The 18,684-nt window shown below is 41.5% G+C and carries 18 protein-coding genes; 6 read left to right on the top strand and 12 right to left on the bottom strand.

What is annotated here, in order from left to right; translation table 11 throughout:
* Positions 1-771: 771 nt before the first annotated feature.
* Together AC0J20_RS01575 and AC0J20_RS01570 are read left to right on the top strand one after the other, a co-directional pair.
* Positions 772-1,242, top strand: a complete 471-nt coding sequence (locus AC0J20_RS01575) for a hypothetical protein (protein WP_473020363.1) — start codon at positions 772-774, stop codon at positions 1,240-1,242.
* Positions 1,232-2,929: a tail fiber domain-containing protein gene (locus tag AC0J20_RS01570; protein WP_473020362.1), complete on the top strand. Its 1,698-nt coding sequence runs from the start codon at positions 1,232-1,234 to the stop codon at positions 2,927-2,929. The genes AC0J20_RS01575 and AC0J20_RS01570 overlap by 11 nt, the downstream gene beginning before the upstream one ends.
* Before the next feature lie 125 nt (positions 2,930-3,054).
* Here AC0J20_RS01570 and AC0J20_RS01565 read toward each other — a convergent pair whose 3' ends face one another.
* Positions 3,055-3,432 carry a GtrA family protein gene (locus AC0J20_RS01565; protein ID WP_473020361.1) on the bottom strand — a complete coding sequence of 126 codons (378 nt, stop codon included), beginning with the start codon at positions 3,430-3,432 and terminating at the stop codon, positions 3,055-3,057.
* A 180-nt stretch (positions 3,433-3,612) separates the two neighbouring features.
* On the opposite strand from AC0J20_RS01565, the gene AC0J20_RS01560 reads away from it, so the two are divergent.
* The 4 genes from AC0J20_RS01560 to AC0J20_RS01545 are packed head-to-tail and all read left to right on the top strand — an operon-like array spanning position 3,613 to position 7,563.
* Positions 3,613-4,305 carry a WbqC family protein gene (locus AC0J20_RS01560; RefSeq protein WP_473020360.1) on the top strand — a complete coding sequence of 231 codons (693 nt, stop codon included), beginning with the start codon at positions 3,613-3,615 and terminating at the stop codon, positions 4,303-4,305.
* A 12-nt stretch (positions 4,306-4,317) separates the two neighbouring features.
* Positions 4,318-5,250, top strand: coding sequence for a glycosyltransferase family 2 protein (locus tag AC0J20_RS01555; protein WP_473020359.1), 933 nt, complete (start codon positions 4,318-4,320; stop codon positions 5,248-5,250).
* Entirely contained in the window at positions 5,234-6,562 is a 1,329-nt protein-coding gene (locus tag AC0J20_RS01550; protein ID WP_473020358.1) for an asparagine synthase-related protein, read from the top strand. The genes AC0J20_RS01555 and AC0J20_RS01550 overlap by 17 nt, the downstream gene beginning before the upstream one ends.
* Before the next feature lie 53 nt (positions 6,563-6,615).
* Positions 6,616-7,563 (top strand): class I SAM-dependent methyltransferase, encoded by a 948-nt coding sequence (locus tag AC0J20_RS01545; RefSeq protein ID WP_473020357.1) that lies wholly within the window; start codon positions 6,616-6,618, stop codon positions 7,561-7,563.
* Between the two features lie 77 nt (positions 7,564-7,640).
* On the opposite strand, the gene galU is transcribed toward AC0J20_RS01545, so the two are convergent.
* The 11 genes from galU to AC0J20_RS01490 form a co-directional block, all read right to left on the bottom strand.
* Positions 7,641-8,531, bottom strand: a complete 891-nt coding sequence (gene galU, locus AC0J20_RS01540) for a UTP--glucose-1-phosphate uridylyltransferase GalU (RefSeq protein ID WP_473020356.1) — start codon at positions 8,529-8,531, stop codon at positions 7,641-7,643.
* Position 8,532: 1 nt separating this feature from the next.
* Positions 8,533-9,876 carry a UDP-glucose dehydrogenase family protein gene (locus tag AC0J20_RS01535; RefSeq protein ID WP_473020355.1) on the bottom strand — a complete coding sequence of 448 codons (1,344 nt, stop codon included), beginning with the start codon at positions 9,874-9,876 and terminating at the stop codon, positions 8,533-8,535.
* A 232-nt stretch (positions 9,877-10,108) separates the two neighbouring features.
* Positions 10,109-11,215 carry a glycosyltransferase family 4 protein gene (locus AC0J20_RS01530; protein WP_473020354.1) on the bottom strand — a complete coding sequence of 369 codons (1,107 nt, stop codon included), beginning with the start codon at positions 11,213-11,215 and terminating at the stop codon, positions 10,109-10,111.
* Positions 11,216-11,245: 30 nt separating this feature from the next.
* Positions 11,246-12,199 (bottom strand): glycosyltransferase family 2 protein, encoded by a 954-nt coding sequence (locus tag AC0J20_RS01525; RefSeq protein ID WP_473020353.1) that lies wholly within the window; start codon positions 12,197-12,199, stop codon positions 11,246-11,248.
* Positions 12,196-13,380 (bottom strand): polysaccharide pyruvyl transferase family protein, encoded by a 1,185-nt coding sequence (locus AC0J20_RS01520; RefSeq protein WP_473020352.1) that lies wholly within the window; start codon positions 13,378-13,380, stop codon positions 12,196-12,198. Before AC0J20_RS01520 ends, AC0J20_RS01525 begins: the two co-directional genes overlap by 4 nt.
* Before the next feature lie 18 nt (positions 13,381-13,398).
* Complete coding sequence (gene pssE / locus AC0J20_RS01515) at positions 13,399-13,851, bottom strand: PssE/Cps14G family polysaccharide biosynthesis glycosyltransferase (RefSeq protein ID WP_473020351.1); 453 nt, start codon at positions 13,849-13,851, stop codon at positions 13,399-13,401.
* Positions 13,848-14,342 (bottom strand): PssD/Cps14F family polysaccharide biosynthesis glycosyltransferase, encoded by a 495-nt coding sequence (gene pssD / locus AC0J20_RS01510; protein ID WP_473020350.1) that lies wholly within the window; start codon positions 14,340-14,342, stop codon positions 13,848-13,850. Before pssD ends, pssE begins: the two co-directional genes overlap by 4 nt.
* An 84-nt stretch (positions 14,343-14,426) precedes the next feature.
* On the bottom strand, positions 14,427-15,620 hold the full coding sequence (gene rffA / locus AC0J20_RS01505) for a dTDP-4-amino-4,6-dideoxygalactose transaminase (RefSeq protein ID WP_473020349.1): 1,194 nt from the start codon (positions 15,618-15,620) through the stop codon (positions 14,427-14,429).
* Positions 15,621-15,708: 88 nt separating this feature from the next.
* The gene (locus tag AC0J20_RS01500; RefSeq protein ID WP_473020348.1) at positions 15,709-17,139 is read right to left on the bottom strand and encodes a Coenzyme F420 hydrogenase/dehydrogenase, beta subunit C-terminal domain; all 1,431 of its coding nucleotides are present in this window, start codon (positions 17,137-17,139) and stop codon (positions 15,709-15,711) included.
* Position 17,140: 1 nt separating this feature from the next.
* Positions 17,141-18,472, bottom strand: a complete 1,332-nt coding sequence (locus AC0J20_RS01495; protein WP_473020347.1) for a flippase — start codon at positions 18,470-18,472, stop codon at positions 17,141-17,143.
* The gene (locus tag AC0J20_RS01490) at positions 18,465-18,668 is read right to left on the bottom strand and encodes a hypothetical protein (protein ID WP_473020346.1); all 204 of its coding nucleotides are present in this window, start codon (positions 18,666-18,668) and stop codon (positions 18,465-18,467) included. Before AC0J20_RS01490 ends, AC0J20_RS01495 begins: the two co-directional genes overlap by 8 nt.
* Positions 18,669-18,684 lie beyond the last annotated feature (16 nt).

Here is an 18,684-nt window from a genome sequence, read left to right as displayed (position 1 = left end):
GGGCAATAATTTGTATTGCATGTAATATAGGAAATAGCGATGCTAAGCGCTACGATTTTGCAATAAAAAGTGCAAATTTGGACTAAATAAAAGAGATCAAGGATAGATTTGTTGACCGAGCACTCTTATTCCTTAGTGTCGATACATTTCCGGTTTGCTTTCCATGAATTTAAATATATTAGAGGTAAACGCAAATAAATACGAAAACTGTATTTGATTTTGACCTTTAAACTTTTTTAAAACTTAATAAAAGACTTAGCATGCTAATCTATTGATATTCACGAACTCATTAAAAATATAAGATACTTGTCTGATAGTTAGTACGGTCTCAAAGTCAATCAAAAAATATATTCAAGATGCGGTTAAAAATCCGAACAACCTGTTTACCGTTCAGAACACAGTAATACGGAGAAACACTATAAGTTGTTATGTAATTTTGTAAAATCAATGCTCTATATCACGTTTATTTGCATCAAAGGTATTCCCACAATTAGTATCCATTTCGATACAATGCTGTAACTCACCAACAATGAGATCACTTACTTAGCAAACAGATAACGTTTCTCACATATACAACTAGCATAAATTAGAAAAAGTATTTTTAGCTGTATTAAGCCACATTTTCCTCAATTAACACTCAAAGAAACGATTGTGAAGCAATTACATGAAAAATTTCCGAAATTGTAGATGGCAAAATCTGAAAATCTGTTTATATTAATAATCAAGTCCAAAAATGCGTGCGCTAACGAGCGCCAATACAGGTATTAACAAATGAAAAAAGGGGTTCTATTGTCAATATTGGCTTCATGCATCTTCAATTCAAATGCCATTGAGACAGAATCATTATTTTCTAATCCCCTAACCTCCAAGCCACAACAGCTATTTAGAACGCAAGCATCAGGTAGTTTGCTTTCTCTGTTGCTTAGTGCAAGAAATCATGGAGGCGTAATTACAATCTCAGGACCTGAGGGCTTCAGCCTGAGTCAGCCCTTTTCGGAACAATCTCTTTCACTAAACCTGCTTGACAGTACAGAAAGACTTCCGGCAGGTCGATATGATTATCAAGTGACAGCTCACGTTGGCGCGTTGCAATTGATTCAAGATACATTAGACAATGGTCGCGGAGATGAAAATTTCACTTATGCCGGTACGCCAGTTTCTATTTCCGGCAGTTTTGTTGTTGAGTCAGGGTCAATTGTTCAATATTCGCAGATAAAAGAGGATTCGTACAGTGAGTGGTAGAATTATGGAGAGAAATACAAGGCGACTTTCTGGCTCTTCACTTTATCTTATTATTCTTACCGCGATCAGTACATTTGGAACGGTAAATGTTTATTCAGATCAATTGTTTAACGATGATATTGTCGTTAAAGGAAGCATTTGCGTAGGCGTTGATTGTAATTCTGGAGAAAACTTCAATTTTGATACCATAAGATTAAAAGAAAATAATCTGCGTATACGCTTTATCGATTCCAGCTCTACAAGCACATTTCCAACTCGTGATTGGGAAATTACAGTCAATGAATCAGGTAATGGTGGAAAAAACCAGTTTTACATACAAAATATTGATGCCGGTACTATCCCATTTGTCATTTCAGACGTAGGGAAAAACAACCAATTATATTTATCGACTAATGGTTTCATCGGTATGGGGACAAGTACACCTTTGGTCACCCAACATATAAAATATGGTAACTCTCCTACAATTAGGTTGGAGCAAGACCAATCAAGTGGTTTTACGGCACAAAACTGGGACATAGGGGGAAATGAGACCAACTTTTTTGTAAGAGACGCCTCAAACAATACATTGCCATTCAGAATTCAGCCCAACGCCCCAAATGGTTCGCTGTTTATTGCGCCAGATGGAGACATAGGTTTAGGTACTTTATCACCTGATGGTATCTTAGATTTGGCGAGTCGCTCCGACCCGAATAACCACTCAATCTTGGTGTCTTCTACAGGACTTTTTGGGATAAATATAGATAATAGTTTTTTGCCCCGAGGACAGTTTGATGTGCAGACTACAGGTGGAAACTCCAGATTTATGGTAACCACCGACGGCAAAGTGGGTATTGGCATGGGTACAACTGGAGTTCCAGCAGGATTATTTGAAACTGAGATTTCTGGCGTTTCAAAATTCTTAATTAATAATTCTGGTAATGTTGGTATTGGTACTGATTCAATTTCCGGCCGAGTAGCAGTGCGTAACAATGCCAACACAGCAACGGTCTTTGGTATTGCAGATGATGGCTCTTTAACAGTAGGCTCAGAAACGCCACCAACGCTCTTTGGTGTTCAAGGAAGCATCAATATCAACAGAAGTTCAGATCATGCTGTAATGTTGCTTAATTCAGGTTCTTCTTCACATGCAGCAACAATCGCATTTGGCGCAAATAGTGTTGCTAAATGGTTAGTAAGTTCCAGGCATGAATTTAGCAACACTAATGCAGACGCTGACGACCGATTTGCTTGGTACAATGCATCAGGCAGCGAAGTGTTAACAATACACCAAAGTGGTTCGTTATTTATTGGTGATAGTGTCGGTGTTAATAACAACACATTGCATGCAATTGATACGAGAAGTGGAGCACATCTTACAACTGGCGGGGTTTGGACAAATGCATCCAGTCGAGAGCTAAAGGAGAACATCAAACATTTGTCTACAGAGGCGGCATTTAGAGCACTCAAATCACTCGTACCTGTAACCTACACTTATAAAGCTGAAAGTAATGAAGACTATGTCGGGTTTATCGCCGAGGATGTACCGGAACTAGTTGCAACAAATGACCGCAAAGGACTTGCATCTATGGATATAGTAGCAGTATTAACAAAGGTATTGAAAGAACAACAGAGTATTGTTGAAAATCAACAAGAAACAATTAATGATTTAAATCAACGAATCAAGAAGTTAGAGGCTAAACAGAAGTAGCCTCTCTCTGTTTTTTTGTGATGCATTATTCCTGCGCGAGAGGCGGCATTCTTTCCAAAACAGAACGAGGGTTTTATTTCTAACCAAATTTTATGATTTTGATTAAGAAAGCAACCACGAAATACTTATCCCTTAAAAACAAACACCTTCATCGCTAGGTAATAATAGCCGGTCATCCCCAAAATCAATAGTGTCATTGCTATGTAAGGTCTTATTCCAATTAGATCGACCAAAACATGTAAAATAGCTAAGTTACAAAAATATCCAATTACATGGACCGCTAAAAAGCGACCAAAATTTGTCGCTTTTATCCGTTTGCTCTCGAATGTCCAGTCATTGTTGAGTTTAAAGTTCAAAATTAATAAAACTGGATAAATAATCGAAAAGGTAACTATGGGGTCACCACCTGATTCAGTTGATATAGTGAATGAAATAAAAGCTAATAAATTTAAGGCTATTCCTACAATTAAAAATTTTGAAACTTGGTCTGAGAATACTTTCATCCATTAAAACTCGTAAATTAAAAACACTAATGTAAAACGGCCATCTAAAATGTACGGAAACATAAAACTCAGCTGGTATAAACTGAATTTGATGAAGACATACACTACCCACCACCTTGACAGAAACAGAGGCGATAAGTAAACTTTTTCGCCATTTTAATACCTGGGTGTCGATAAAATATGTCAAAGACTGTCGCAATACTGCAGTCTGGTTATGCGCCCTGGAAAGGCTATTTTGACTTGATTAGTCGTTCAGATTATTTTGTTTTTCATGACGATTTGCAATATACCAAAAATGACTGGCGCAATAGAAACCTAATAAAATGGGGAAACGAGACCAAGTGGTTGACTATTCCATGTGGAAGAGAAGAAAAACGATTGATTTGTGATGTAGTGTTGCAAGACCCATCATGGCAGAGAAAACACTGGTCATTACTCTACCAAGCTTACCGCAAATCGCCATATTTTAATTTGTACAGACCTTTTTTAGAGGATTTTTATCTTTCTAAAAAATGGGGAAATTTATCTGAGCTGTGCCAGTATATGATTAAATGGATTGCGCGTGAAGTTCTAAACTTGGAAACTATATTCCTTGATTCGAGAAATTATCAACTCAAAACACGTAAAGCCGAAAGGGTATTGGAACTCTTGAAAAAACTAGAAGCAACAGATTATGTTTCTGGACCTGCCGCAAGAGATTATTTATCGGAAGATATATTTGACGAAAATAATATTAGGTTGCATTGGATGCGTTATCAATACCCTGAATATCCGCAATTTGGTGACACTTTCATTCATAAAGTAAGCATATTGGACTTAATATTCCATGTAGGCCCTCGTGCTATAAAATTTATTCGCCAAGATCATAATTGAGAACTTTTCACTATGACATCGATATCCATAGTAACAACCTTGTATAATTCGGCTCAATATATCGAAGAGTTCTACAGTCGAACAGTTGAAGCGGCTTCAGCATATGGCGATGACTTCGAAATAGTCATGGTTAATGACGGAAGTACAGACTCATCCTTAGAGTTAGCTAAAACACTGCATATCAAAGATTCACGAGTCAAAATTATCGATTTATCCCGCAACTTCGGCCACCACAAGGCAATAATGACTGGCTTAGCCCATAGCTCTGGTGAACAAGTCTTTTTACTTGATTCAGACCTTGAGCAGCGGCCGGAATGGCTGCATAAATTTATCCAGGAGGCAGAAGAAACTGATGCGGACGCCATCGTTGCTGTTCGCAACAGCGCTCACGGAAATACGATGAAACGGATTGGAGGCAATCTATTTTCTTGGTTGTTCAATCAGCTATCCTCCATTTCTATACCTTCAAATGTTACTATAGCCCGGCTAATGACTAAAAGGTATGTTACCGCACTGCTTAATCATAAAGAACACGAGTTATTTTTTGCTGGACTATGTGAATTAACCGGGTTTTATCAAAGAACAATTTGTGTAGATATTAGCTTTAAAGGTTCATCAGATTACAACTTAAGCCGAAGTACGCAACAAGCAATAAACGCAATTACTTCCTTTTCTAACAAGCCGTTGTATATTATTTTCGGACTTGGATGCGTCATTTTTGCAATTTCAGGGGTTTATATCGGCTGGATTATATTCCAAAAATTAGTATTCGGATTACAAACAGGGTTTGCCTCGTTAATCGCTTCGATATGGACAGTTGGTGGTATTACGATGATGTGTACTGGAATTATAGGTATCTACTTGGCGAAAGTTTATGCTGAAATTAAAGCCAGACCAACAATCATTCGGCGGATATACGAGAATAAAGATGAAAAAGCTGATTAAAAATAATACCACCGAGCCGCCCCAAATCTGCCGTCCTTTCGAAGCTGACACTCCTATATATTATAGAAAATTTGAGAACGAACTGCTTTTTAGCGATACCCCTCTGGAATTAGCAAAATACAAAAGGCCGGTTGGAATAGACCTTTGTTATTTGCAATCCTACCTGGCATATCAAGCTCCGCTGACATCAAGGACGCTGTTTAGCGATGTGCGAAAACTAGCTCCCGGTGAGACTGTTTCGTTTTCTGCAAATAGTGACGTCTCACATTCTTACACAATGCCAAACTCCGAACCAATCTCACCTAATCGGTTTAAACAGTTATTGGTACAGCAACTAAGTGAAATCGTTCCAGAAGTAACCGGATTTCATATAAGTTCCGGGCTAGACTCATCTTTAATAGCATTAATATCAGCACAGATTCACCCTGCCCATAAACTGCATTTGTATACCTGTATTACAAGAGGAAAAGGAGCTTCTGATGAAGTAGAAAATTGTCAAAGACTTGTTGATAATATTGGGGCAGATTTGACGGTATTTGACTTTACCGATGTAGACGTTTTCTCTGCTGGGGAAGAACTTATCAAGATGATAAACTACCCATTGGCACACCCCAGCCATCTTGTAGAATATTTGCTGGACAAAAACATTGTCGCAGAAGAGCGTTCCTTTATCGTCAACGGAAAAGGGCCGGACGACTGCCTTGCTGGGTACCCATGGCATTCACCAGAATATATGGATCCCTATAAGCACCAAAGACGTTTGCGAGTCACCCCTGAAAACACGCTTACTAAACTGGTAAAACATCCTCTTCATAAAGAGATAGATTCATATTGGCACAATTGCCCTAACCCCCTTTCTCTTACTGACCGCTTGTTATACGATGCCCGCGCTTTAACCGATTCGTGGAATGTCATTCATCACGGAGTTGCTAAAGGTTTTCCGGTACAAATAATTAGCCCTTTCATGTTACCTGAGATCAGACTAGGATGCTTTGCACTTTCAGACAATCTCAAATACAATTCTATGGCGCAGAAACTTTTCATGCGTAAAACCTTTTCAAATCTTTACCCTGACTTTATTAAAAACTTCCAAAAAACAGGACTTCATTTAGATCTGGCACCTTATTTCAAACTTTATGATTGTAACGAGTTAGTGTCGAAAATTTGTGTTGATACAAATTTGGCGCAAGAGTTTTTTAATTTAGAGATCATAAACGCAATGATTAAAACAACAATTGACGGGACCAAAAACCAAGGGTGGCAGCTTTGGAGTATTTTCATGCTTATGACGGCTATAAAAAAAGTATACTAAGGCCTTTGTCACAGTGATTTCTAAATTGGTTACACAGGACTTTTAAAGTAGATATGTCAGATAATACAAATGTTACAATTACAAAACCTGTCTTTCAAAAGTTGAGCTCAAATCATTTGATTCAAATTCATGATTTAGAGCACGTCAATTGTAATTTATGTGGTGCTCAACATTTACCTGAGGACTGTATGTTCGTAGAAGAATCCACGTTTTCGGTAATAAAATGTAGAAAATGTGGATTAGTGTATGTATCTCCGCAACCTTCCTTTGAAACACTCCATCATTACTATGAAGACTTTTTTGTGACAGCTGATTCTCCAGATAGCTCAGCATGGTTACACAAACACTCTTTCAAACAAGTACAGAAATTGCTCCAAAATATATTCCCAGAAACTAAAGGGGCAACAATACTAGAAGTGGGAAGTGGATACGGCCATTTCCTCACCATACTAGAAAGATATACCGACTTTAAAGTAACAGGTATCGAACCCGATCAAAGTTTAGCTGAGCAATTAAAAACGTCGTTTCCCAACACAAGAATAATAAATACTACCGTCGAGTTAGCGATGGCGGAGCTGCAAGCACAGGAATTTGATGTTATCGCTTTAATTGCTTCATTAGAACACTTTAAAAACCCTTCTTTCGTGCTTGAAGAATGTAAAAGACGCCTTAAGCCCGGTGGCAAAATTATAATTCGTGTTCCCTTTGCTGAGGGTTATTTCAATATCAACCGTTTATTAAAAAAACGCATCATGCCTTTTGGTGCTCCCCGGCATCTCTATGACTTTTCGGACAAAACCCTTGGGGCAATGTTAGCAGAAAACGGTTTTCAGGATATTGTTATTGAGCCCGGTGCCAGAGAATCGACTGAAGGTTTAATTTATACCATTATTGTCAATATAATCAAAAGCTTATGTAAAGTATTATGGTTAATTTCAGGGAAACGGTACATATCAAGCTTTACGGGTTCAGTAGTTGCAGTAGCAACAAAAAGTAAGTGAGGTTGATTTAAAAATCAACCTACTAATTCCCGTAGATTAGGTTCTGGTTTCAACTCAATTACTAGCGGAATGTTCAATTAATTTAGTGACCTAATCCATGTATTAAACTCATCCTTTAATTCTGGGTGCCTGAGTGCATATTCCACATTCGCCTTCATGTAACCCATCTTACTGCCACAGTCATGGCTTTTGCCCTTCATAAAATACGCTTCCACGGTTTGCAGTTCCATCAGAGCCGCTATGGCATCGGTAAGCTGTATTTCCCCACCAGCACCTGGTGCGGTACGCTCAAGTTGTTGCCAAATTTCAGCGGTTAAGACATAACGCCCCACAATAGCCAGATTAGAAGGCTCTTCGCCTTTTGGTGGTTTTTCTACCATCTGCGAAATTTTAGCAGTTTCACCCTCCTGCAGATCCACCCCATTAAGGTCAACCACACCAAACTTGTGTACCTGCTCTTGCGGTACGGCTTCTACCATTATCTGGCTGGCGTTAGTTTCATCAAAACGTTTAACCATATCGGCCAGGTTATCCACCCGTAAATCACTGCTGGCATCGTCTATGATGACATCCGGAAGTACCACAGCAAAGGGGGCATCTCCCACCAGAGGCCTGGCACACAATATGGCATGGCCTAGTCCTTTGGCGTGTCCCTGACGCACGTGCATAATGGTGACACCAGGCGGGCAAATGGACTGTACATCAGCCAACAACTGTCGCTTAACCCGTTGTTCCAACGTCGCTTCTAATTCAAAACTGGTGTCGAAGTGATTTTCTATGCTGTTTTTACTGGCGTGGGTTACCAAAACAATATCTTTAATTCCAGCCTGAACACATTCATTAACAACATACTGAATAAGCGGCTTATCCACGATGGGTAACATTTCTTTTGGAATCGCCTTTGTGGCGGGTAACATTCTGGTTCCCAGTCCCGCAACAGGAATTACCGCTTTAGTCACTTTAGTCATATTAACTGAACCTTTTAACTGATTTTCCTCTGCCGATGGCATAATAATCTATACCCTGTGCCGCCATAGATTCCGGGTCGTATAGGTTACGCCCATCAAATATCACCGGATGATTTAAGCCTGCCTTAATTTGTTTAAAGTCAGGGGCTTTGAACATTTTCCATTCAGTACAAATCATTAGGCCATCGGTGCCTTGTAACGCTGCCATTGGGTCCTCAAACGTGAAGAGTCCTTCCGGTGAACCCAACTTCGACTTCAGAGCCTCATTGGCAATCGGATCAAACAAATGAATCTTTGCTCCTTTTTCCAATAATGCGCTCATCGCCACCAGGCTTGGCGCTTCTCTGATATCGTCAGTATTGGGTTTAAACGTCCCTCCCCATACAGCAATTGACATGCCAGTGAGGTTTTCACCGTAATGGCGATATACCATTTCTTCCAGTTTTATCTTTTGTCTGGCATTGACCGATTCGACACTTTGCAGAATGGCTGGAGTGTGACCGTAGTCCAATGAGGTTTTGATTAATGCGTTGACATCCTTAGGAAAACAGGAGCCGCCATAGCCACAACCAGGATAAATAAAGTGGTAACCAATGCGTGGATCCGAGCCGATGCCATTACGTACCATTTCAATGTCGGCCCCAACCTGCTCAGCAATATTCGCCATTTCATTCATAAAACTGATCTTAGTGGCCAACATGCAGTTTGCAGCATATTTGGTCAACTCTGCACTACGACGATCCATTACAATGGTTCTTTTGTGATTTCGGTTGAATGGTGCATAAAGATTGTGCATAACAGCCAAGCCTCTTGCACTATCAGAGCCCAAAATGATGCGATCGGGTTTTGAACAATCTGCGATCGCGGCTCCCTCTTTTAAAAATTCAGGGTTGGATACCACATCAAAGGCAATATCGGCATTGCGTGTTTGCAATTGAGTGCGGATGGCCTCTTCCACTTTATCTCCGGTTCCCACCGGTACAGTAGATTTATTAACAATTACCGAATAATCAGTAAGATTGCGTCCAATGGTGTCTGCCACGTTAAGGACATATTGCAAATCTGCCGAGCCATCCTGGTCCATGGGTGTTCCAACAGCAATAAAAATGACTTCAGCCCCGGCTACAGCCTGACTGGCATCAGTAGTAAACAGCAATCTCTTCCCGCGAAAATTGTCTTTCACCAAAGATTCAAGGCCCGGCTCATAAATCGGGATTATCCCCTGCTTTAACGCATCGACCTTATTTTGGTCGATATCAACACACGTGACAGTATTCCCTAAATCTGCCAGCACCGCAGCCTGAACCAACCCAACATATCCAATTCCAAAAACGGTGACTTTCATGCAGTTCTCCTGATATCCCCTGGTTGCCCAGTCCCCAGCAACGTCGAAACATTTACTTTATTCATTAACTTTGCCAATCTGTAACTACGCATTGCGTTAGAAGCATTTCTGGCGCTATATGGCTATTCTGCTTTACGCCTCAAAACGCTCAATTTTACCGGATGAATATGTCAGAAAGGTTATCTCACGCTTCAACCTGGCATTAATTTAAAAAGGGTATTTAATAAATCTTCTAAATTGACGCAATTTTTTGCGTCAGACTTTTGTTTACCTGCTCACTATCAAAGGCTTTTGAAGATGTCACTGCATTGTGACTCAGTTCGGCGTATTGTTCATTATTGTTACCTGCCGCCCTTTGAATTTTTTCTGCCAGATCGCTGACACTCCCGCAGGTAAACAAGTAGCCATTGTGGCTGTCGTCTATGTAGCCCTTCGGTCCTGCGATATCAGCAGCGATAACAGGAGTGCCACAAGCCAGTGCCTCAAGCCCCACCAGGCCCAGGCTTTCTGTATCTCGCTCTGTCGGAAAAATAAAGAAATCTAAATCAGAATATACCGATTTTAACTGCACTTGTGGCACGTTGCCGGAAAAGCGAACCCGTTGTTCAATTCCAAACTCCGTCACCATTGCATTGAGCTTAGACGCCAGTTCACCTTCACCGACAATATTCAAAGAATACAGAATGCCTTGTTCTGATAATTGCTGACAGGCTTGCAGGAGCGTTTCCAGTCCTTTGCCCGGGTCCAGCCGTCCCACAGAACCAATTTTAAGCACGCCGTCATGTTTGAATTGATGCTGTTGCTTACTTTCAGGATTAAAAATCTGCAAATTGACCCCACCAGACGGACTGACAAATATTTTACTTTCATCAAGCGGAAATACCTGCATTGCAACTTCTGCGAAATACTTAGAAGGCACAATAATCAGATCCGCTTTGAGCAACAAGGTTTTTGCCAGCCAGTTTTTTACCCGGTAATAAAACCTGGATTCAAACTCCTGCAAAATATCTCCCCCGTGAATATGCGCGATTAATTTACGCTTCACCAGCAGGTTGGCTAACAAAAAAGGAATGGCAGACTGAGCGACATAATGCACGTAAACGGTGGCTTGCGGCTTTGACAATACCACCCAGGTACCTTGTACTATGTACTTAAGGTATTTCCAGATTTTTTCAAAGACATTTCGTCCCTGACCTGCGATCACCCCCAGGAATACCTCAAATCCGGCATTGCGCAATCCGGTCACGCAATTTTTAACGAAAATACCATACTGGGGAGAATGGGATTTCGGGTACATATTGGACAGAATGACCACTTGTTGTTTTGTATTTTTTTTCATGGTGAACCTGATGTTCGCGTATTGATGAGTTTAATTTGAAGCGCTTTTTTCACTGGCTTTTTGCCATTGTAATGCTTGTTTTCTGGATATCACCCGGGTTAACACATATTTACCTGTTATTGCAGCGGCAATCAGCTTTATCCAGCTTTTCAACGCTCCAGGTGCAATTTTGATAGCTTTGAAATAGCCGCGCAACGCAGCCCATCTGTGATCCAGTAATAACTTGAAGTCCGCTTGTTTTTGATGCAGTTCGGCGAGGCCCGCCGGAAAGTTAATGCTCTCGTATTCAGCACCATATTTGTCGATAATAAACTGCAAACCCTGCACTTTTTTCGATGGATTTCTGGAAATTCCCTGCAGGCTGATTTGATAATCCATTAAAATTTCCGTCTGAACCTGCCCCTTGAAGGATTTTGCCAATGCCAGTAAGTAATCGAAATCCTGAAAACTCTGCAAGCTCACATCAAATGGACTTTGCAGCGCAACAGCTCTCTTTACCATTATGGCCGAAGTGCAAATACCATCCCCTTTGCGCAATAACGCGCTATACAAATCAGGCTCACCGCGGAACTCGATAACTTTTCGATAACCGTTATAAAGTTCATTCATCCAACAAAACGTAAAGTCCAACTCATGTTCACGCATGAAATCAAGTTGCCGTTCCAACTTGTTGGCAAACCAGACATCATCGTCATCATAGAAGGCAATGATATCACCGCTGGCATTTTCTACGCCGGTATTTCTGGCAGCACAGGCGCCTAAATTATCTGCGTGGGCGACATAGCGGATACGGTGTTCTTCGGCTAAACCAGCAAAAAATGCCTGATTTTTATTGCGTTGTTCGGACTCCCTGGGGTTGTCATCAACAACGATGACTTCCCAGTTTAGGTAGGTTTGCGACCGAATGCAGTCAATAGTGTTATGCAGGGCGTCATTGCGTCCGTAGGTAGGAATAACGACCGTTACCAGAGGATGTTCTGTCATGAACTTAGCACTTCTTCAAAAACATTGTATTGCTGTCGGACTTTGCTCATTTCCCCGGCTAATACCTGATTTTCTTGTGTAAATGCCGCATTGAGCTTTTCCAGTTTGCTCATCACTACCTCACCGGCGACAGCTTGCGTTAAATCAACACAGTATTCCTGCTGTTTCACCAGGGCAGTTAGTTCCTGATATTTCACTGCCCAACCTAACACTAAACAAGGAATATTTTGACGGTAAGCATGCACGACCGCATGGTATCTGGATGCGATAATATACTGCATTTGCGCTATTATATGTTCCAGTTGCAGCGCATTCATATCCTCAACCAGCGAAATCACTTTGTCATTTTCAGCAAAGCGTGATTTCAACGTATCAATAAATGTTTTATCTTCAAATGAATGCCGCAGCAAGTAAACAGTCTTTCCCTTGTCCAGCAAGCGTTGAATTAAGTCGCTAAACATCTGCTCCACACTATTCGCCGAACCATGCAACTTTACCTTTTGATTAGGCACTACCGCCACAGACGCGTCATTCGCTTTAAAATCAAATACAGGTGGCTGCTTAAAGACTCGCTCAGCGTCTATCTCTTCTGACTGCAACACTAAGTCAACGGATTTGCTAACGGACTGCAGCGGCGCCAGGTTTTGCAGATGTTTAATACCATCCATTTCCCGTGCAAAAATGCGTTTAGGGTACTTAATCAGGGTGGGCGCAAACAGATTAAATAAGATTTTGGAAACGCCACTGAAATTAAAGGGGCCAAAAGATTGCGGCATTAATACAACCGGCACCTTCTTGCGTTTTGCCAAAGCCAAATCTAATAAATATTGCGCAATGCGCTGCGCTTCAAAGACGGAAGATAAACCAAAGCCACTGATATCCATCAGTAAATCCGCAGAACTGAACCGCTGCCAGGCCTGCTGTTCTAATTCTGTAGAATAGTATTTGGTTTTAATCAGCGGCTTAAAAATGCCATAACGTCTCAGCTTAAAACGCAAATCCCATGGCAAAATATCAAAGTTATAAGTTTGTTTTTCCTGTTCACTGCGCACAAAATCCGGTGTGGAAAGCAATGTGATCTGAGCCTCCGGCATGCGTCGTCTGATTTCGTTAACCACTGTGAAAGTCATGGATTGAGCCCCTTTGTTAAACAGCTCTCCACCGGTAATCACGACATTCATAAATATTCTAAATCCTTATTAATCAAGTTCTTTTATCCATTCAACAATCTCTTGTGCTGCATGGAATTCTGTCTTTTTGTAGGGTTCGGCACTGAAAGTAGCAGCTCTGTGCAGGGTCTCATCTAACCTGGCCAGGTCATAACAAACAAGGCCATACTGGCTATCGTCTACAAATTGCGCCAGCTCTTTTTGATGATCGTCTTCGCGTTCGAGATTTGGTACTACCAGGATACGTTGCCCCGCTTCCAGTAATCGAAACACGCTGCCAGCACCGGCGTGCGTAATGATCAGATCCGCCTGCTGGTAGGCAGCATCGATATCTTCAATAAATTCGGTGCAATCAAAGTTTTTGCTCTTTTGCCCGTTTGCACATTGCACTGTGACCTCGTGTGATTGCAAAAACTGGCTTGTTTCTACTGCGGTAATCAGTGAATCAAAGCGGGTGGTGCCTACCGTTACCAGAATCTTCACAGGCGACCACTCCATCTTCCCTTGGGATACAGCGACTGCATCGACTTGTTTTGATAGTAAAACCGGTCAGCCATAAATCGACAAACATTACCGGAAAAAGAGCGTTGATAAAAACGACACCAACTCTCAACAAACAAGGTTTTAATACCAATTATCTTGCACCAAAAAAAGGCAGGAATAGCCAAACCAGGTCCGGTACTGATCGCCAGGCTCACACGGTATTGACGTCTTAATTTGAGCAACTGACGCAAAACGCAAACAGAGCAGCGAAGCATATCAAACAAGCTTAACAGTGGCCTGACGTCTTTTTTCCTGAATTCAGGGACATACCAAGTTTCCAGGACACTTGCAGAAGGCTTAACGCCTTCTTCACACAACGCAATCAGTTTAAGCGGCTTGCCATTGGCTTGATGCAGCTTGTCCATCAGTCGTTCTGCTTCTTCTTTGTGACCACCCACGCCATAGACAATTAATACCACTGATCCCAACATTCTATCCTGTATATCCCATCATTTAATCTACCTTCATTAATGAACGAAGCTTTCAATTAAGCTGTTAAAACGCATAATTGAAACTCACCGATGTTTCACCTTAAAACTTTGAATCGCTTCAACAATTGTGTCTAATTGTAATTGATTTAACTGTGCATGAAACGGAAGGCGCAAAAGTCGCTCACTAATAAAATGCGACACAGGGCAATGATCTTGCCTCTCCGAGCATTTCTTAGCCATATCAGATCGATCAAGGGACTGATAGTGAGAATGAGTTGGAATTTCTCTCTCTAGCATATGATTCATCAAGGCAGTCTGGTTGTGTGTATCAGGTAATAACATATAAAACATATGATAAGCTTGGGCTGCCCCTTCGGGAATAAATGGAAGCTTGACCCCATTTTTGTATGCCCAATCGGCAAGATTCTCGAAGTAAAAATTCCAAACCCCTTTCCTTAGATTCTGAATTTCTCTGGCTTTATTAAGTTGTGAAACTAACATTGCTGCCAATAAATCTGATAGTACATAACTTGAACCTTTATCTACCCAAGTATATTTATCGACATCTCCCTGAATGAACCGCTTTCGATTTGTTCCTTTCTCCAATACAATTTCAGCTCTTTTCAAATATTGTGGATCGTTAATAACCAATGCACCGCCTTCTCCACAAGTAATATTCTTTGTTGCATGAAAACTATGACAAGCCAGGTGTCCAATTGAGCCAAGTGGCTTGCCCTTATATCGTCCATACAATCCATGAGCATTGTCTTCAATAACGACTAAATTGTGCTTCTTTGCAATGTTTAAAATAGTGTCCATTTCGCATGCAACCCCAGCGTAATGCACCACAACGATAGCTCTTGTTTTTTTAGTTACATGTTTTTCAAGAAGACTCTCATTTAAGTTACAATTATCTTGACGGCTATCTATAAAAACTATTCTTGCTCCGTGCATTGTAAATGCAAGAGCTGTTGAGGAAAAAGTATACGAGGGTACTATAACTTCATCGCCAGGCTCTAAATCTAATAGTATGGCAGCAGCTTCTAGTGCATGCGTGCAGGAGGTCGTCAGCAATACATCACCACAGTCATCAAGTTGCTCTTTCAATATCGCTTGTGCTAACTCTGTAAACTCACCGCCACCAGACAAGTTTCGGCGATGAATAGCGTCCGTTAAAAACTGTATTTCTTCGCTTCCAACAAATGGGATATTGAAACTGATAGAGTTGGAATTCTGCATTAGGTTTTCATTTAAAAGATAATTTTCTGTAAATAACATTTTATGTACTACATCGCCGCGGACTTTTTGCGCTTATACTTAAATTTCAATGGCAAAATAACAGAAGATACAATGTCAAACATGCAATTTAGTACATAACTCTAAATTTTTTTATTTTTGCGATCGCTTCATACACTCTAAACCTTCTTAGTACTCTTACTAATAAAAACTTCCAGCCGCTGAGTCGCAAATCATGCATTTCTTCCATCAGGGGTAACAGGTGCTTTTTCAGGTAAGACAGGTCATTTAGCTCTTTCGCTTTGGCAAATAGTTCATGGCTTTTATCTGAAATCTGACTGCGCAATACCACAATGCGCTTTTGATTCCGGGTCAGGTGCGCATCTGCAGGTAGTACCCGCTTAAGTGGTGCCCAAAGACCAGCCTGCTGTTTTAGTAACAACCGGTAACTCAAATATTCTCTTCGATGTCTCAATCCAGCTGCCTGAGAGTTGGCCGCATCGGTATCAGTGAGTTCATCTAATTGCACTTCAATATCGCGATATTGCGCTAAAATTTCAGTAATACGTTTATTTCGGGTAACAACCAAACTGGTTCCGCCATGCATATACTGAGGTAACCAGGCATCTCCCACAGCAACATCGGCGGTTTCTGCCAGAACATCATCACAAAAATCACATGCGTTGTATTTAAACAAGCCATGCCCATAATTGGTACCAAACAAGTTTTGCACTATCTCGCTGTCTGACTGACTGCCATCAAGTCGGGTAGCCCTGACTCCTTTTTGATTAGCCTTTTTACCTGGAAGTTTTTCACGAAAATCCACCGTGGCCAATTCAGCAGGTTTAACGCCTAATTGCCATCCGATCAATTCGGCAAAGGCCTTGGTTTTTAAATGCCCACAGACCACGCCAAGTGTAAACTTTATACGCTGTTTTAGCTCAGAATCTTGCTCACACAATCGCCTGATAGTCTTAATAAAACAGGGAATACCGGTAATGGCGTAGCGCCCCGGGTTTTGTCTGACAAAGTCCAGCACTTCGCTCAATTCAATAGGATAATATGCTGATTTTGAACCGGTTTTAATTTCTTCAGCCTTGCTAAACACTTTGTAAAAATAACTCAGTCCGCGTTCATTGGGTCGCTGCTCTTCGGTGACCTGAATAACATAATCCACGTCACCCAATTCCAGCAATCGGGTTAATAACCACTTTCCAATACCACCCGAACTGGCTTTTTGATAGAACTCACCCGTAGTTACTTTACCGGCAAACACTTTGTCGAAGTGGCCGATACGGGAATTCCTGGGTAATGTGCCAAAATGTAGTTCAGCAATCTGATCTTCATTTAATCCTGCCGGCCCTGAGGGGCAAACCTTAGCTATCGTATCGTTCTCGTTATTTGACAAACCGTCTTCGGTTACCACCGGGATAAGTTGCCCGTAGCGATTCGCCTGCATCGATACAGCGGTGGACAAATGCGCGCACGCACCACACCCTATACAATAACCCCCCTGGGTAACTTTGCTGACAACATCCTGTTGCTTATTCGCTTCAGACACCTTACTTCTCCGCTCTTATTAACTGATAAAATCCTCTGGCCACCCAAGGCAGTCTCGGCCAGACAAAAAATGCTTTCAGCATCATCCAAAATACAACTCGGGTTTTATTGTGTACCACTAAGCACAAAAATGACGCACTACCATAAGACAACAAAGTCGCCCACGCTGCGCCCAAAGCGCCGTATAAGGGAATTAACCAAAGATTCAAAGCCACATTCGCCAGTGCCCCAATGCCCTGGGTAATGAGCGAAAACATCAGTACCTGTTCTATGTGGATCCACTTGCTAAACAGTGCCCGGTAAAACACGAACACACAGCTCCAGATATGAATTTGCAACACATAACCTGCCCCTGCATATTGCTCACCAAACAAAAGTAATATCAGTGGCTCAGCAATAACACTGAGCACGATAGCCAGTCCCATAGATAACAAGGCCAGGAAATCAAAAATCTGCTGTAATCTCTGCTGATAGCACTTTTCGTCGCGATCCTTCATTTTAATCAAGGACGGAAACAAACTGGCCACGATAGCCACAGGAATAAATCCCCAAATTTCAGATATCTGAGCCCCAACGGCATAAATACCGACTTCCGCAGCGGAATCCATCCACATCAACATGGTTTGGTCTATTTTGCGATAAATGGCGGCAAAAATAGCGCCAAACATTACCATCCAGCCTTGTGACATCAAGGTTTTAGCTAACCCGGCATTATAAAATTTCGCCGAATAGGACAAGGATGAGCGCTTAATTATCAAAATGACTAAGGCCACAGCGCTTAACAGAGCTTCCAACGCAAACGCCGCACCAAACACAACAACACTGGCACCCGCTGCAATTAAACCCAGTTTAATAATGGCTACAGTGAGCAGACCGATGGTTTTTGCTATTGCGGTGTACTTACCCTGAACCTGGGATTCAAACCAGAAACAACTCACCAGAATGGGCTCAGCAAAAATATACAAGCCGGCGACGATGAGCAGCCAAAAGGACGGACTGTTAACCTGCTCGGTTAAAAACACAAAAACCAGTAAAACAGAGTAAGCGAAAATCGCTCCGAATAATTTGAGCAAAATTGCAGTACTGAAGGTTTCCTGTGTGGATTCCGGAAATTTGACAAAATGCCTGACCGTCAATCCTTCCAGCCCCAGGTGGCAGAGCATCGCCAGGATAGTAACCAGAGAAATGGTGTAAGATAGCTGACCGAACTTTACTGGCCCGAGGTATCTGGATACCATGATACCAACAAACAGCGCTGCAAATATCCTTAATACTTTTTCCATCAATAACCACCCTGTATTGGTGGCTAATTTTTTAGCGCTTAAATTAAACATCTTCTATCTGTATCAAAGCCGATTTTAGCATTTTTGCACCGCCACCGGATGGCTGCCCGGATAACCGAATAAATGCATGTGCAAAAGGCGCGAAATTATAGGCTAATCCGCTCAGGCTGTCACTTACAATGCTGCGAAATACTGTACCAAATTGCAATTCAGTGGCATAATCCGGCCCCCTCGGCGAGGAATACATTGCTCCTCACAATCAA

The organism is Planctobacterium sp. R6 (genome assembly GCF_055755215.1).
Note: the sequence above shows the minus strand (reverse complement) of the source record. Positions and strands in the feature narration are given on the sequence as shown.

What these genes read in the sequence shown, in the direction of transcription:
- AC0J20_RS01575 (WP_473020363.1), top strand. Translation starts at nt 772, where the DNA reads ATGAAAAAAGGGGTTCTATTGTCAATATTGGCTTCATGCATCTTCAAT.
- AC0J20_RS01565 (WP_473020361.1), bottom strand. Translation starts at nt 3,432, where the DNA reads ATGAAAGTATTCTCAGACCAAGTTTCAAAATTTTTAATTGTAGGAATA.
- AC0J20_RS01560 (WP_473020360.1), top strand. Translation starts at nt 3,613, where the DNA reads ATGTCAAAGACTGTCGCAATACTGCAGTCTGGTTATGCGCCCTGGAAA.
- AC0J20_RS01555 (WP_473020359.1), top strand. Translation starts at nt 4,318, where the DNA reads ATGACATCGATATCCATAGTAACAACCTTGTATAATTCGGCTCAATAT.
- AC0J20_RS01550 (WP_473020358.1), top strand. Translation starts at nt 5,234, where the DNA reads ATGAAAAAGCTGATTAAAAATAATACCACCGAGCCGCCCCAAATCTGC.
- AC0J20_RS01545 (WP_473020357.1), top strand. Translation starts at nt 6,616, where the DNA reads ATGTCAGATAATACAAATGTTACAATTACAAAACCTGTCTTTCAAAAG.
- galU (WP_473020356.1), bottom strand. Translation starts at nt 8,531, where the DNA reads ATGACTAAAGTGACTAAAGCGGTAATTCCTGTTGCGGGACTGGGAACC.
- AC0J20_RS01535 (WP_473020355.1), bottom strand. Translation starts at nt 9,876, where the DNA reads ATGAAAGTCACCGTTTTTGGAATTGGATATGTTGGGTTGGTTCAGGCT.
- AC0J20_RS01530 (WP_473020354.1), bottom strand. Translation starts at nt 11,215, where the DNA reads ATGAAAAAAAATACAAAACAACAAGTGGTCATTCTGTCCAATATGTAC.
- AC0J20_RS01525 (WP_473020353.1), bottom strand. Translation starts at nt 12,199, where the DNA reads ATGACAGAACATCCTCTGGTAACGGTCGTTATTCCTACCTACGGACGC.
- AC0J20_RS01520 (WP_473020352.1), bottom strand. Translation starts at nt 13,380, where the DNA reads ATGAATGTCGTGATTACCGGTGGAGAGCTGTTTAACAAAGGGGCTCAA.
- pssD (WP_473020350.1), bottom strand. Translation starts at nt 14,342, where the DNA reads ATGTTGGGATCAGTGGTATTAATTGTCTATGGCGTGGGTGGTCACAAA.
- rffA (WP_473020349.1), bottom strand. Translation starts at nt 15,620, where the DNA reads ATGTTATTTACAGAAAATTATCTTTTAAATGAAAACCTAATGCAGAAT.
- AC0J20_RS01495 (WP_473020347.1), bottom strand. Translation starts at nt 18,472, where the DNA reads ATGTTTAATTTAAGCGCTAAAAAATTAGCCACCAATACAGGGTGGTTA.
- AC0J20_RS01490 (WP_473020346.1), bottom strand. Translation starts at nt 18,668, where the DNA reads ATGTATTCCTCGCCGAGGGGGCCGGATTATGCCACTGAATTGCAATTT.